The sequence below is a fragment of the Halobacterium litoreum genome, assembly GCF_021233415.1.
Lineage (GTDB): Archaea > Halobacteriota > Halobacteria > Halobacteriales > Halobacteriaceae > Halobacterium > Halobacterium litoreum.
In genome coordinates this window covers 1,482,998-1,497,316 of sequence record NZ_CP089466.1, presented here as the reverse complement: position 1 = coordinate 1,497,316, position 14,319 = coordinate 1,482,998, and the positions used below count along the sequence as shown (strand labels likewise).

Below are 14,319 nucleotides of genomic sequence, written 5' to 3'. Positions count from 1 at the left end.
CGCAGTCCGGCGTCGCCTGCCGGGGCCACCACCCCGGACACGGCGGCGTTACCGACCGATTACCAATTTGGGGTGGTGCCGACTGTCGACGCGATGTCCGAACGTGACCGAGACGCGAACGCGCGAGCGGCCGCCGGCGCGACGCTCCGGCGGTCGTGCCGTGCGGTGGTCGTCGGCGTGGGGACCGTTGGCCTCCACCGCGCGCTCGCGTTCGACGACGCCGGCCTCGACGTCGTCGGCTACGACGTCGACGAGTCCCTAGTCGCCGACTACCGCCGCGGTCGGGACGGAACCGAGACCGTCGGCGACGACCGACTCGCGGCGAGTGACTGTTCGTTCACCGCGGACCCGGCGTGCGTCGCGGACGCCGACGTGGTCACCGTCTCGGTTCCGACCGGGCGGGGCGGCGACGGGCGCTCGCTCGAACTGGTGCGGGATGCCGCGGCGACCGTCGGCGAGCACTTGACCGCCGGAACGACCGTCGTCCTCGAGTCGACGGTCCACCCCGGAGGCGTACGGGGAGTGTTCGCGCCGGCGCTGGAGCGGGCGTCGGGCCTCGACGCGGGCCGCGAGTTCGCGGTCGCGCACTCCCCGGAACGCCTCTCACCGGGCGGTCGCACCGACGTCCGCACGAAACTCGTCGGCGCCGACGACCCGGCGGTCGCACGCGACGTCGCGGACCTGTACGGTCGCGTCCACGATTCGGTCCACGTCGTCGACGACCCCGCCGTCGCGGCCGCCGCGAAGTGCGTGGAGAACGTCTACCGGGACGTCACCATAGCGCTCGTGAACGAACTCGCGGCGGCCCTCGACGCGCTCGAACTGGACGCCGACGCCGTCCTCGACGCCGCGGCGACGAAGTGGAACGTCCCCCGTCTCGACCCCGGCCTCGTCGGCGGGACGTGTCTGCCCGTCGACCCGGAGTTGTTCGCGGCCCGAGCGGCCCGCGCCGGTGCGGCCACACCGCTCGTGCGGACTGCTCGCGCGGTCAACGAGGCGGTGCCGGCGCGCGTCGCGGACGAAGTGGTGACCGCACTCGGCGAACGCGGCGACCCCGGCGATTCGACGGTGCTCCTGCTCGGCCTCGCGTACAAGGCCGACGTCGCCGACCTCGCCGGGTCTCGGTGCGTCGACGTCGCGGAGCGCCTCGCGGACAGCGGGGCGGACGTGGTCGGCTACGACCCGCTCGTCTCGGCCGACCGGGCGGACCGAACGCTGCCGTTCGACGTCACCGAGGAGTGCTCGTTCCGGGGCGTGGACGCCGTCGCCGTGCTCGTCGGCCACGAGGCGTTCGACTCCCTCACGCTCGCCGACGTCGCGGGCGCGACGGCCGACCCGCCGGCTGTCGTCGACGTGCCTCGGGTGTTCGACCGGGCGCGCGCCGCGGACCACGGTGTCTCCTACCGGTGTCCGTGATGTACCGGGAGCGAACCGTCGCCGTCGTGGTGCCGGCCCACGACGAGGCCGCGTTCGTCGGGAGCGTGGTCGCCGCGATACCCGACTACGTGGACCGCGTCTACCTCGTGGACGACTGCTCGGGCGACGACACGCGAGCGGTCGCGCTCGACGCCGCGGACCCGGACCGGGGCTGCCGACTCGACGGGACCGTCGACGCGTCCCCTCTCGCCGACCGCGTCGCCGAACTGGACGAGCGCGGTCGGTTGCTCGCGTTCCGCCACGACGAGAACCGAGGCGCGGGCGGCGCGGTCGTGACCGGCTACCTCGCCGCCGTCGCCGAAAGCGTCGACCTCGTCGCGACGATAGACGCCGACGGCCAGATGGACCCCACCGTCCTCGCTCGCTTCCTCGACCCGCTCGCGGACGGCGACGCCGACTACGCGAAGGGGTCTCGACTCGATTCCGTCGAGGACACCAAGCCGATGCCCGCGTTCCGGCTGTTCGGGAACGCCGCCCTCACCGCCCTCTGTCGCGTCGCTTCCGGGTACTGGGGTGTCTCGGACCCCGTGAACGGCTACACCGCAATCACCGGCGACGCCCTCGAGGCAATCGACCCCGCGACCGTCTACGAGGGGTACGGCTACGGCATCGACGTGCTCGGCAGGCTCCGCGCCGCCGACCGCCGGGTCGTCGACGTCCCCCACGAGAGCGCGTACGGCGACGAGGCCAGCGGCATCGACTACGGCACCTACGTCCCCCGCGTTTCGGAACTGCTCGCTCGCACGCTCGCGCGCCGACTCGCGCGCGAACGGCCGAAATCGGTCGCGGCGGCGGGCGTCGCCACCGGCGTCCTCACGATTGGCCTCCTCGAACGGCGGTGGTCGCGATGAGAGTGCTGTTCGACGTGACCCACCCGGCGCTCGTCCACCTGTTCGAGAACCCGGCCCGCGAACTCGCCGACCGCGGGCACGCCGTCGCCGTCGCCGCCCGCGAGAAAGACGTGACGACGCAGCTGCTGGACGCCACCGACATCCCGTACACGGTGGTCTCGCGCGCTCGCGGCGGCCCGCTCGCTCGCGCCGGCGAACTCGCCGTCCGCACCGTCGGCCTCGCGCGTCTCTCCCGGCAGTTCGAACCGACGGTCGTCGTGAGTCAGGTCGACCCCGCCGCCGTCTACGCCGCCCGGCTCGCCGGCGCGAACGCGGTCGTCTTCGACGACAGCGAGCCCGAGCGCGTCGCGGCCGCCGCCACGCATCGCTTCGCCGACGTGGTCTGCACGCCCCGCGGCTTCGGACGAGAGACGCCGAATCAGCGGCGCTACGACGGCTTCCACGAACTCGCGTACCTCCACCCCGAGCGCTTCGAACCGGACCGCGCGGCGCTCTGCGAGCACGGCGTCGACCCCGAGAGCCGGTACGCCGTCCTGCGGTTTGTCTCCTGGGAGGCCCACCACGACCTCGGGCGCGGCGGCCTCTCGCCCGCGGCGAAGCGCCGCCTCGTGGACGAACTCGCCGAAATCGGTGACGTGTACGTCACCAGCGAGGACGCGGCGGGCGCACCGCCGAACGCCGACGCGCTCCCCGTGCCGCCCGAGCGCTTCCACGACCTGCTCGCGTGCGCCGACTGCTACGCCGGCGACTCCCAGACGACGGCGACCGAGGCGGCCGTCCTCGGCGTCCCCGCGGTGCGCACGAACTCCTTCGCGGGCGACGGCGACATGAGCAACTTCCGCGAACTCGAGGCCGACTACGGCCTCCTCGAGTCGTTCGCCGACGAGGACGCCGCCGTCTCCCGTGCCGTCGACCTGTTCCGCGACCCGCCCCGGGAGCGACAGGCGCGCCGCCGCGCCCGACTCGTCGCCGACAAGGTCGACGTGGCCGCGTTCGTCGCCGACACTGTGGAGGGGGTTGCGTGACCGTCTGCTCCGTCGTCGGCGTCCGCCCCGAGTTCGTGCTCGCGACGCCGCTGTCCCGCGCGCTCGCCGACCGCGGCGTCTCGCACGCGCTCGTCCACACCGGCCAGCACCACGACGACGCGCTCTCCGCGGTGTTCTTCGAGGAGTTGTCGCTCCCGGCGCCCGACCACCACCTCGGTGTCGGGTCGGCGCCCCGGGGCGAGCAGGTGGCCCGCGCCGTCGCCCGCCTCCGGCCGATTCTCGCCGCCGAGTCGCCGGACGTCGTGGTCGTCTACGGCGACACCACGTCGACGCTCGCGGGCGCGCTGGCCGCCGTCGCCGCCGACTGCCCGCTCGCGCACGTCGAGGCCGGCCTGCGGAGCGGCGACTGGACGATGTCCGAGGAGCGCACGCGCGTCGTCGTCGACCACCTCGCAGACGCCCGGTTCGCGCCGACGCAGACTGCCGTCGCCAATCTCGCCGACGAGGGCGTGACTGAGAGCGTCCACCGGACCGGCGACCTGCGCGCCGACGCCGTCGAGACGGCGCGCGGCCTCCCGGCCGAGACGCCCGACACGCCCGACGAGTACGTCCTCGCCACCGTCCACCGCGCCGCGACGACCGACGACGAAGCGACGCTCGTCGGCGTCCTCGACGCGCTCGCTCGCGTCTCGCTGCCCGTCGTCCTCCCGCTCCACCCCCGAACCGAGGACCGCCTGCGCGCGTACGGCTGCTACGACTGGGCGGCCGACCGCGTGTCGCTCGTCGACCCGACCGGCTACCCGGCGTTTCTCGACCTGCTCGCGGGCGCCAGCGCCGTCGCCACCGACTCGGGCGGCGTCCAGCGCGAGGCCGCCTACCTCGGGACGCCCTGCGTGACGCTCCGCGAGACGACCGAGTGGGTGGAGACGGTCGCTCGCGGCCAGAACGTCCTCGCCGGAACGCGCCCCGCCGCCGTCACGAACGCCGTCGAAGCCGCGGTCGCCGCCACACCCGGTGACTCACGGCCTCCCACCGGCGCCGCCGACGAGGTCGCGCGAACGCTCGCCGACTGGGCGACGGACGAACCCGCCGCCCGACCGCTCCCCGACCGAGCATGACTCGCGTCCTCCACCTCGTGCCGAGCGCCGACTCCACGGCCTACCGCGGGCAGGTCCGCGCGCTCCGCGAGCGCGGCGTCGACTGCGCGACGCTCGCCGTCCCCGGCGCCCACGTTCCCGGCGAACGGACGCGACGGCCTCGCGACTACCTCGTCCACGCCGCTCGCGCCGTCCGCGCCGCCGGCGACGACTTCGACCTCGTGCACGCCAATCAGGGAATCGTCGCGCCGACCGCGCTCGCCACCCCCGGCCTGCCGGCCGTCGTCTCGCTGTGGGGAACCGACCTCTACGGACGACTCGGCCCCGTCAGCCGGGGCTGTGCGAGGCGGGCCGCCGCGACCGTCGTCATGTCCGAACGGATGGCCCGCGACCTCGGCGCGGACGCGCTCGTCGTCCCCCACGGCGTCGACACCGACTCGTTTTCCCCCCGAGACCCGACCGCGGCGCGCGCGGCGGTCGGCTGGCGCGACGACGAGCGACACGTCCTCTTCCCGTACTCGCCGGCGCGCCCCGCCAAGGACTTCCCGCGCGCCCGCCGCGTCGTCGATGCCGCCCGCGGCCGAATCGACGCCGACGTGGCGCTTCAGGTCCTCACCGACGCGTCCCACGACGAGATGCCGACGTACCTGAACGCGGCCGACGCCCTCCTCCTCACCTCGACCCACGAGGGGTCGCCCAACGCCGTCAAAGAGGCGCTCGCGTGCAATCTTCCGGTCGTCGCCACCCCGGTCGGGGACGTGCCCGAGCGCCTCGACGGCGTCTCGCCCGGCGGCGTCGCCGACACCGACCGCGGCCTCGCGCGCCTGCTCGCCGACGCGCTCTCGGAACGCGAGCGCTCGAACGGCCGCGAGCGCGTCGCACACCTCGACCGCGACTGGACCGCTCGCCGCCTCGAACGCCTCTACCGAGAGGTCGCAGATGGGTAGACTCGGCGCGTACGCGCACGCCGCCCGGTCGCTCGCCGCCGACAAACTCGGTCGCTCCGGGACGGTGACCTCGCTCCCGGACGGCGCGCTCCGGGACGCGCTCGCTGGCTTCGACGCCGACACCGCGGTCGTCTACGCCGGCCTCTCGGACGTCGCGGCGGCGTTCGGCGGCGACCCCTACGAGCGCCTCGCCGACGCGCTGTTCGCGTCCTTCGACGCGATACTCACGCCTGGGTTCACGTTCTCCTTCCGGGACACCGGCTACGTCGACCTCGACCGAGCGCCACCCGAAGTCGGGACGTTCGGCCGGCGGTTCCTCGCCGACGCCGACGTCCGCACCGCAGACCCCGTGTTCTCCCTGCTTGCTGCCGGCGACTTCGAATTCGACGCCGACGGCACGCGGTGCAGTTACGCCCCCGGCGGCTACTGGACGGAACTCCACGACCGCGACGTCCTCTACCTCAACGTCGGCACCGGTCGATTCCGGTGTTCGGCGTTCCACGTCGCAGAACTCCGCCACGACGCTCCCTACGTCTCGATTACCGCCCACCGGGGCGTCGTCCGACGCGACGGCGACACCCACGCGGTCACGCACTACGCGCCCACCGACGACCACTACCGGCGCTTCGCCCGCGAGAAGGTCGCCGCCGACCTCGGCGACGCCTTCCGCGACCGGTCGGTCGGCGGCCTCCGCGTGCAGGGCTGTCGCGCCGGCGCAATCGACTCGCTGCTCGACGACCGCCTCCCCGACGACCCCTACTACCTCGTAACGTGACGGCAGGAAAAACTGGAGAGGCGGTGACTCGCTCGACAGAAATGCACCGACCGGGAGTGAGCAGTCCGGAGGACTGCGAACTTCGGTCGGTAAACGACCGCAGGGAGTGCACCGACCGGGATTTGAACCCGGGCCATGAGCTTGGAAGGCTCAGGTCCTGCCACTAGACCACCGGTGCTCACTTCGTTCACACCGTGGCTCGCGAACCCTTCGGGTTCGCTCACCATCGGTGCGCTCTCGCGCCCCGTCGGTGGAACCATTTCTTCCTTCCCTGCCGTCGTTTATGGGCGTTTCCCTTCGGCGTGGACGGCAGCGTAGCAGTTGCCACTGGAGACGAAGGCGTCGTCGACGGCGAGCGCGCTCGCTTCGAGGTCGGCGCGGAACTCGTCGGGGGCGTAGACGTGGTAGAACCGGGGCACCGTCTCGCCGCCGGGGAGCGTCCAGTCCACGTCGGTGTCGAACCCTTCGTCGGCATCGAACCGGTCGTGTTCGGTGCTCCACGCGCTGACGAGCGCGACGCCGCCCGGGGCGAGGACGCGTTTGAGTTCGTCGAGGCTGGCGACGCGGCTCTCGCGCGTTCGGAGGTGGTGGAGCGTCGCGACGTACACCGCGAGGTCGACGGTGTCGTCTGCGAGCGGGAGGCGTGCGGCGTCGCCGGCGACGAGCGAGAGGTCGAAGTCGCGTTCGCGCGCTCGGTCACGGGCCTCCGCGAGCAGGCCGACGCTCGCGTCGACGCCGAGCACGCGGGCGGCGCGCTCGGCGAGCAGTTCCGCGTGGCGGCCGTTGCCACAGCCGAGGTCGAGGGCCGTGTTGGCCTCGCGGCCGTCGAGGAATTCCTCGACTTCCGGCCACGGGTACTCGCGGGTCTGGGAGAAGTGCTCGGCGATGCGGTCGTAGGTTCGGTGGACGTCGCCGGTCATCCGATGACGAGGAACGTGAGGTACGCGACCAAGAGCATCACGGTCGCGTGTTTCGCGCCGGCTTTCACGCTCGACTCGCCCATCTGTCCGGCGACGAGTCCCGAGCAGACCGCTTGGACGATGCTCGTGTGGAAGAACACGGTGCTGTAGGCCTGTTTCGTGGACTCCGTGAGTTGCGTGGCTCGCGAGAACGGCCCGGTGGAGACCGCCGGGTTCTCGGGGAGGCCCGCGCCCGACCCCGCCGACGGGATGTTCGGGATGAAGATGACGTCGAGCGCGACGACGATGGCGAGGAACACGAAGAAGGCGATGTAGATGACGACGAGGTACGTGAGCATCTCGTTGCGCCGGTCGCGTTCGAGGCGACGCGTGGACTTCGCCTCGTCGGCGGCGATGCGCAACACCGGCCCGAGGTCGCCGCTCGCGCTCATCGCGTTCGTCGTCAGCGTGACGACTCGGGAGACGGCGGGCGTGTCGGTGCGCTGGCGGAACCGCTCGAAGGCGTGTTCGACGCGCGCCCCCCACTGCACGTCGGTCCACGTGCGCTGCAGTTCCTTCGTGAGCGCGCCGAGGTTGCTCGTGACGGTGCGCCCGAGACTCTCCACGACGGACATCCCGGCTTCGTTCGTGGACGCGAACCGGTCGAGGAAGTCCGGCACGCCCGCCTCCACGGCTTTCAGGCGGCGGCGGTGAATCTCGTAGGCGACGGCGAACGTCCCGAGGACGAACAGCGCCGCGTGGACGAACGCGTCGTCGTACGCCGTGAGGTTCGTCACGCCCGCCGACAACTGGGGCCACCACGCGACGAGCAGGTAGAGGAGCGCAATCGGCGTCGTCACCCAGAACAGCACGCGGGGCGTCTCCAGCACGACGGCGAACGGGTGGCGGAGGCGGTAGAGAATCGGGCGCAGGGTCTCGTGTGCTTCGAAGCGCTCGCGGTTCGCTTGCCGGGAGTCGGGGCCCGAAGACACAGCCGTCCCGCCGTCGGTCTGGGTCGGCGAGGGCGCGCGCCGGATGGACTGGAAGCGCGTGCCGGCGTCCACGTCGTCGTGTTCCGATTTGGTGCCGCCGGTCGCCATCTCCGTGATGGAGTCGAGGTAGACGACGAACGCCACCGTCGCCATCGGGATGAGGAGGTAGCCCGTGAGACGGAGGAAGTTCAGCGTACCGCCGAGGGTCAGGCCGATGATGACGAGGATGGTGATGAGGAAGAGTGGCCCCGCGACGAGCACGGTGACGTACCCCTCGGCGAGCGTCGCGAGCAGTTCGAGGAACTGTTCCTGTTTGGCTTCGGACTCCTCGGCGTAGTACTCGTACTCCTGTTTCAGGAACTCGGGGAGTTTCCGGCCGCTCCGCAGGACGCTCGTGAGGTTCTCAGAGAACTCCGAGAGGTCCTCGCTGGGCGTGCGCTGGCCGAGGCGTTCGAGCGCCCGTAGGATGTCCGACCCGAACAGGTCGACGTCCTTCACGACGACGGACATCTCGCGCGCGCTCTCCCCGTACACCTCGCGGTTCTGCGCGAGCGTGCGCAACACGTCCGGGAGCGCCATCCCCGACCGGGAGAGCGCGTACATGAACGCCACCGTGCGCTCCATCGACGCGTCGATGCGGCGCGCGCGCTCCCCGGCGGTGTACGACGGCAGGAGCCAGCGCACGCGGTACGTCGCGTACCCCGCGACCACGCCGAGCGTCGCGCCCGACACGAGGAAGAAGACGAACAGTTCGGGCACCGAGAAGTCCGCCGGGGACGTGGCGAAAAAGCCCTGTACCGCGTCCGGGAACTGCGCCTGCACGCTCTCGCTGGCGTTCCCGAGGAACACCAGCACGCCCGCGACGAGGTAGACGCCGAGGATGCTCCCGGCGAACGCCGCGACGGACGCGAACAGGTAGGTTCGCGCCGCGTACACGCGGTACGTCTGTGCGACGTGCGCGCCCCGAAGCGCCTTCACTTGCTTCGGGTTCGAGGGCTGGCGCTCGCTCGCGAACCGACCGAAGGGAGCGACTGCTACGCGTGAGAGCGCGCGGTCGAACGATGGCACGAGCGGCGCGACAGTGAACAGCGCGACGAGCGCGAACACGACCACCAGCGGGAGGTAGAGCAGAACCATCTCACTCGGAGGCTCCGGGCGCGTCCACGACCACGTCCTCGTCCAGTTCCTCGCGGACGCGCTCGACGACGCGTTCGGGCTGAGCGTAGTACTCGTTGACGAGCGCCGTGAACCGCCGGTAGTCGGTCACGTCCTGTTCGGTGAGGTATCGGAGCACGCGCTTGCGGTTCCGCAACTCGCGGAGGAGTTGGCTGCGCGACCAGCCGCGTTCGTCCTGAATCTCGTCGAGGACGGTGGAGTCGCGTTGGTCGAAGCTGTCGGACGTGGGGTCCCACTCGAACGCCGTGGAGTAGTCCAAGTCTCCGGTGCGCTGGTCGATACCGTCGATTTCCGCGATGACGCGGTTGCGGCGCACGCGCTCGTCGCCGACGTGCGTGAGCGTCTGCACGCAGAGGATGTCGAGGCTCTGAATCATCGCGCGCGGGACGTTGATGGGGTCGTTCTCCAGGCGGTTGATGACCGTCTGCACGCTGTCCGCGTGCATCGTCGAGTACGTCGTGTGGCCGGTGTTCATCGCCTGGAACAGCGTCATCGCCTCGTCGCCGCGCACCTCGCCGACGACGATGTACTCGGGGCGGTGGCGGAGCGCCGACCGCAGCAGGTCGTACATCGTGATGTCGTCGCTCTCGCCGATGGAGTCCCGGGTGACGGAGGACAGCCAGTTCTCGTGGTAGAGCGTCAGTTCCCGGGTGTCCTCGATGGTGAGTACCTTCGAGCGCGGCGGGATGAACATCGAGATGGCGTTCATCGACGTGGTCTTCCCGGAGGCGGTGCCACCCGCGAACAGCAGGCTCTTGTTCGACTCGATGGCGAGCCAGAGGTACGCCATCTGGTCTAAGTCGAAGGTGTCCAGTTCCACGAGGCGCGCGGGCGTGAACGGGTCCTCGCTGTACTTCCGAATCGTGAACGCCGACCCTCTCGGGGTGACCTCCTCACCGAGCGCGAGTTCGGCGCGGGAGCCGTCCGGCAGCGTCGTCTCCGTCACCGGGTCGCCGATGGAGATGTGGCGGCCGGACTGCTGAGCGAGCCGCACGACGAAGCCGTCGAGTTCCTCCTGCTCGTAGGTGACGTTCGTCTCGATGTCCGTGTAGTCGTCGTGGTAGACGAACAGCGGCACGTCGTAGCCGTCACACGAGATGTCCTCGATGTGCGGGTCCTTCATCAGGGGGTCGAGCTTCTCGAACCCCTCGAAGGCCCGGTGGAGGTAGTAGAACAGCCGGTAGAACGCGTTCATCCCGACGTCCACGCCGTACTCCTCCAGCAGGGTCTTCATCTGCTGTTTGAGGACGGCTTCCGGGTCGTCGGGGTCGTACTCCGCGTCGTAGATGAGCGCGTCCCGGATGTCGTCGTACAGCGTCTCTAAGAGTTCCTGCTCGAAGTCGTCTAAGCCCGGTTCGACGACGTGGTAGTGGTGTTCGTCGTTCTCCGGGTCGAAGCCGACGTAGACGAACGCGTACGGCGCGTTCACCCAGTATCGGTCGACCTCCTCGTAGCCCGCGAGGCCGTCGAAGGAGACGAGCGGTCCGTGGGCCGCGGGGTCGTACTCGGTGACCTCCACGGTCGACCCGCGCAGCACTTCGGCGGCCCGGTGGACCTGGTGGCGGAGGCGGTCCACGCGTTCGTCGAGGTCGGCGAGGAAGTCGTTCGGCATCGATGCTACCCACACCTTCGCCCGCGTGAACTTAAAAACTGCCCGCGTTCTCGCGCCGCCTCGCCAGCGCTCGAATCGACCACCGGCGCCGCACCCGCGGCCCGCGCTGTCAGTCCTCGGCGTCGAGTCCGGCCTGCATCCCGGCGTGGACGTACCGCACGAGGATGCGGCCGATGCTGGTGTTCGCGGTCCACATCGCCACCTCGTCGTAGGGTTCGGCGTCGTCGCGGGCGGGCACCGACAGCAACACGGTGGCGTCGTCCACGACGAGCGTCCGCCCCACGTAGCCGTCGTCGCCGCTCGCCGGCGACACGACCACGCGGACGCCGTCGGCGAGTCGCTTTGCTGTCTCGGGGTCCGCCGTCACGACCGTCACCTCGACCCCATCGTCGGCGCGCTCCTCCAGGGCCGCGACGAGGTCGGGGCGCAGGTCGCCGGCGCGCGCACCGACCAGAATCACCTCGTCGTCGGCGTCCGCCGCGAGGTCCGCGGTGCGGTCCCGAATCGTGTCGCTGCCGTGGAGTGTCGCCACGTCGCTCTCGTCGGCGTGGGCGTCGCGCTCCCCGTGGACCGCTTCGAGGTTCTCGAACGCGCGGTCGTGTTGGGACTCGATTCGCTCCCGGAGTTGCGCGCGCGCCCGGTCGAGGCTCACGGGCCGGTACTCCTTCGGCGAGGATTCGACGACTTCGACGAGTCCGCGGACGGCGAGGTCGTCGGCGGCGCCGTACACCTGCGACCGCGGCACCTCGGACGTGCGAGCGACGTCCTGTGCGGTGCCGCCGCCGAGTCGCTGGAGCGCCACGAACACTCTCGCCTCGTAGTTCGAGAGGCCGAGTTCCCGCAGCGCGTCGACTGCCTCGTGTGTGCTCATCGCTCCTGTGATTCGCTCCGCGTCCCGCACTGAAGTCGCTTCGCGTCCGACCCCGCTCGGGTCACGAATTATTGTAGAAATCTACTAAAAGTTAAGTCCACCGGGCGGGCTAGGGCAGACGATGGGAGACGGACTCGCCGACCGATACGCAGCGACCCTGACGAAGTACAGCAAAGTCGTCGTCGCCGTCCTGCTGGTGGCGACGGCGGTGATGGGCGCCGGCGCCGCGAACGTCGACGCCGGCCTCTCGATAACGGGGTTCGCAAGCGACTCGGAGGCGGCACGCCAACTCGACTACGTCCGCGACAACTTCGCGGCGGGCGACCAGAACGTCACCACGATGCAGGTGGTCGTCCGTGGTGACGACGTCCTCTCGAAGGAGTCACTCGTGGACACGCTCCGCCTCCAGCGCGCGCTCCGCGAGAACGCCACCGTCGGGCCGACCCTCCGCGACGGCCAGTCGACGGTCGGCATCGGGAACCTCGTCGCGCTCGCCGGCGCGAACCAGAGCGGCCCGCCGCCGTCGCTCGCCGCCCAAATCGAGACCGTCGAGTCCATGTCGCCCGAAGAAGTCGACGCGGCCGTCGACCGCGTCCTCGACCCCGAGTGGTCCGTCGGCGGCGTCGACCCCTACCGGCTGCTCCCCACGTCCTTCGAGCGCGGGGACGCCGCGTCCACGCGCAGCCTCCTCGTCTTCCAGTCCACCGACGGCGACGCGCTCTCCGCCGACGTCGTGGACGCCCAACTCACCGCACGCGACGTCGCCGCCGAGACGGTCGCCGACGAGACGTTCGTCTTCGGCGCCGGCATCGTCGACGAGGAGTCCGGCAACGCCACGGGTGAGAGTTTCATCCTCATCACGCCCGTCGCGCTCGTGCTCATCCTCGGCATCCTCGGCGTCGCCTACCGCGACGTCGTCGACGTGACGCTCGCGCTCCTCGGCACGCTCCTCACCCTCGTCTGGATGGCCGGCTTCATGGGGTGGGCGGGCATCGGCGTCACCCAGATTCTCATCGCCGTCCCGTTCCTCCTCGTCGGCCTCTCCATCGACTACGCGCTCCACGTCGTGATGCGCTACCGGGAAGCCCGCGCCGACGACGCCGAGCGCGGCCCGTTCGAGGGAATGCGCGCCGGCCTCGCCGGCGTCACCGTCGCGCTCGCCGCGACGACGTTCACGACCGCCGTCGGCTTCCTCTCGAACGCCGTCAGCCCCATCGGCGCCATCGCCGAGTTCGGGGTCGTGAGCGCCGCCGGCATCGTCTCCGCGTTCGTCGTCTTCGCCGTCCTCCTGCCCGCCGTCAAACTCGAAGTCGACGGCCTGCTGGAGCGGGTCGGCTTCGACCGTCGAAAGGCCGCCTTCGGCAACGGCGGCGTCGCCGGACGCATCGTCGGCGTCGGCACGACCGTGGCGCGCCGCGCGCCCCTCGTCGTCATCGCGCTCGCGCTCGTCACGAGCGCCGCCGGCGGGTACGCCGCCACCGACATCGACACGTCCATCGACCAGGTCGACTTCCTGCCCCGCGACTCGCCCGACTGGATGGACTCGCTGCCCGGACCGTTCGCGCCCAGCGACTACCAACTCCGGGAGAACGTCGTCTTCCTCAACGACAACTTCGTGCAGTCCCGCGACAGGGGAACGGGGTACGTCGTCGTCAGGGGCGACGTGACCGAACCCGACACTCTCCAGCGGGTCGCCGCCGCCGAATCCGCGGCCGCCGACGCGCCGAGCGTCATCGACCTCGCGAGCGGGCGGCCCGCCGTCGACAGCCCCCTCTCCGTGCTCCGCGAGGTCGCCGACGGCAACGGGACGGTCGCCGGCATCGTCGCGGACACCGACACCGACGGCGACGGCGTCCCCGACCGCGACCTCGCTCGCGTCTACGACGCGCTGTACGCGAACGCCCCCGACGCCGCGCAGTCGGTCGTCAACCGCGAGGGCGACGAGTACCGCGCGCTGAACGTCCGGTTCGCCGTCTCCGCGAGCGCGAGCACCGGGCAAATCACGAGCGACCTGCGGGGCGTCGCCGCCACCGTCGAGGACGGTTCGGAACTGCGCGCCACCGCAACCGGGTCGCCAGTCGTCGACGAAATCGTCCAGCGCGGCCTGCTGCGCACGCTCGTCGAGACGTTCCTGCTCACGCTCGGCGTCATCCTCGCGTTCCTCACGGCGCTGTTCCACCGCCGGTACGGCGCCGCCTCGCTGGGCGCCGTCACGATGGTGCCCGTGGTCGCCGCGCTCGGCTGGATTCTCGGCGCGATGTACCTGCTCGACATCCCGTTCACCACCGAGACGGCCATCATCGCCAGCATCGCCATCGGTCTCGGCGTCGACTACGCCATCCACGTCAGCGAGCGCTTCGTCCACGAACTCGACGGCGACGCCGACGCCTTCGACGCGCTCGACGCCACCGTCCGCGGCACCGGCGGCGCGCTCCTCGCCTCGGCCGCCTCCACGGCGGGCGGGTTCGGCGTGCTCGTCCTCGCGCTCGTGCCGTCGCTCCGCCGGTTCGGCGCGGTCACCAGCACCGCCATCGCGTTCGCGTTCGTCGCCAGCGTCGTCGTCCTCCCGAGCCTGCTCGCGCTCTGGTACCGCCGCCGCGGCGACGCCATCGACGTGGCGGACTGACGGCCCGACGGCGACCGCGGGCGTTACGTTCATTTCCCCGTCGGCCGTAC

At 71.1% G+C, this 14,319-nt stretch carries 11 protein-coding genes and 1 tRNA gene; 7 read left to right on the top strand and 5 right to left on the bottom strand.

Going from position 1 to position 14,319, the window contains the following annotated elements:
* Window positions 1–93: 93 nt before the first annotated feature.
* From LT972_RS08190 to LT972_RS08165, 6 genes are read left to right on the top strand one after another with little or no spacing between them, the layout of a single operon-like run.
* A complete protein-coding gene (locus tag LT972_RS08190; RefSeq protein WP_232569329.1) occupies window positions 94–1,416 on the top strand; it encodes a nucleotide sugar dehydrogenase in 1,323 nt (440 codons plus the stop codon).
* Complete coding sequence (locus LT972_RS08185) at window positions 1,416–2,288, top strand: glycosyltransferase family 2 protein (RefSeq protein ID WP_232569327.1); 873 nt, start codon at window positions 1,416–1,418, stop codon at window positions 2,286–2,288. The genes LT972_RS08190 and LT972_RS08185 overlap by 1 nt, the downstream gene beginning before the upstream one ends.
* Window positions 2,285–3,313 (top strand): hypothetical protein, encoded by a 1,029-nt coding sequence (locus LT972_RS08180; protein ID WP_232569325.1) that lies wholly within the window; start codon window positions 2,285–2,287, stop codon window positions 3,311–3,313. Before LT972_RS08185 ends, LT972_RS08180 begins: the two co-directional genes overlap by 4 nt.
* A complete protein-coding gene (wecB, locus tag LT972_RS08175) occupies window positions 3,310–4,392 on the top strand; it encodes a non-hydrolyzing UDP-N-acetylglucosamine 2-epimerase (RefSeq protein ID WP_232569323.1) in 1,083 nt (360 codons plus the stop codon). Before LT972_RS08180 ends, wecB begins: the two co-directional genes overlap by 4 nt.
* Window positions 4,389–5,318 (top strand): glycosyltransferase, encoded by a 930-nt coding sequence (locus LT972_RS08170; RefSeq protein ID WP_232569322.1) that lies wholly within the window; start codon window positions 4,389–4,391, stop codon window positions 5,316–5,318. Before wecB ends, LT972_RS08170 begins: the two co-directional genes overlap by 4 nt.
* A complete protein-coding gene (locus LT972_RS08165; protein WP_232569320.1) occupies window positions 5,311–6,093 on the top strand; it encodes an AAC(3) family N-acetyltransferase in 783 nt (260 codons plus the stop codon). The genes LT972_RS08170 and LT972_RS08165 overlap by 8 nt, the downstream gene beginning before the upstream one ends.
* A 107-nt stretch (window positions 6,094–6,200) precedes the next feature.
* On the opposite strand, the gene LT972_RS08160 is transcribed toward LT972_RS08165, so the two are convergent.
* The 5 genes from LT972_RS08160 to LT972_RS08140 form a co-directional block, all read right to left on the bottom strand.
* Window positions 6,201–6,271, bottom strand: a tRNA-Gly gene (locus tag LT972_RS08160).
* A 103-nt stretch (window positions 6,272–6,374) separates the two neighbouring features.
* The gene (locus LT972_RS08155; RefSeq protein WP_232569318.1) at window positions 6,375–7,013 is read right to left on the bottom strand and encodes a class I SAM-dependent methyltransferase; all 639 of its coding nucleotides are present in this window, start codon (window positions 7,011–7,013) and stop codon (window positions 6,375–6,377) included.
* Window positions 7,010–9,121: a type II secretion system F family protein gene (locus LT972_RS08150; protein WP_232569316.1), complete on the bottom strand. Its 2,112-nt coding sequence runs from the start codon at window positions 9,119–9,121 to the stop codon at window positions 7,010–7,012. Before LT972_RS08150 ends, LT972_RS08155 begins: the two co-directional genes overlap by 4 nt.
* Window position 9,122: 1 nt before the next feature.
* On the bottom strand, window positions 9,123–10,772 hold the full coding sequence (locus LT972_RS08145) for a type II/IV secretion system ATPase subunit (RefSeq protein ID WP_232569315.1): 1,650 nt from the start codon (window positions 10,770–10,772) through the stop codon (window positions 9,123–9,125).
* Window positions 10,773–10,881: 109 nt separating this feature from the next.
* Entirely contained in the window at window positions 10,882–11,643 is a 762-nt protein-coding gene (locus LT972_RS08140; protein ID WP_232569313.1) for a TrmB family transcriptional regulator, read from the bottom strand.
* 121 nt (window positions 11,644–11,764) lie between these two features.
* Here LT972_RS08140 and LT972_RS08135 point away from each other — a divergent pair, with 121 nt between their 5' ends.
* The gene (locus LT972_RS08135; RefSeq protein ID WP_232569311.1) at window positions 11,765–14,269 is read left to right on the top strand and encodes an efflux RND transporter permease subunit; all 2,505 of its coding nucleotides are present in this window, start codon (window positions 11,765–11,767) and stop codon (window positions 14,267–14,269) included.
* The last annotated feature ends 50 nt before the right edge of the window (window positions 14,270–14,319 follow it).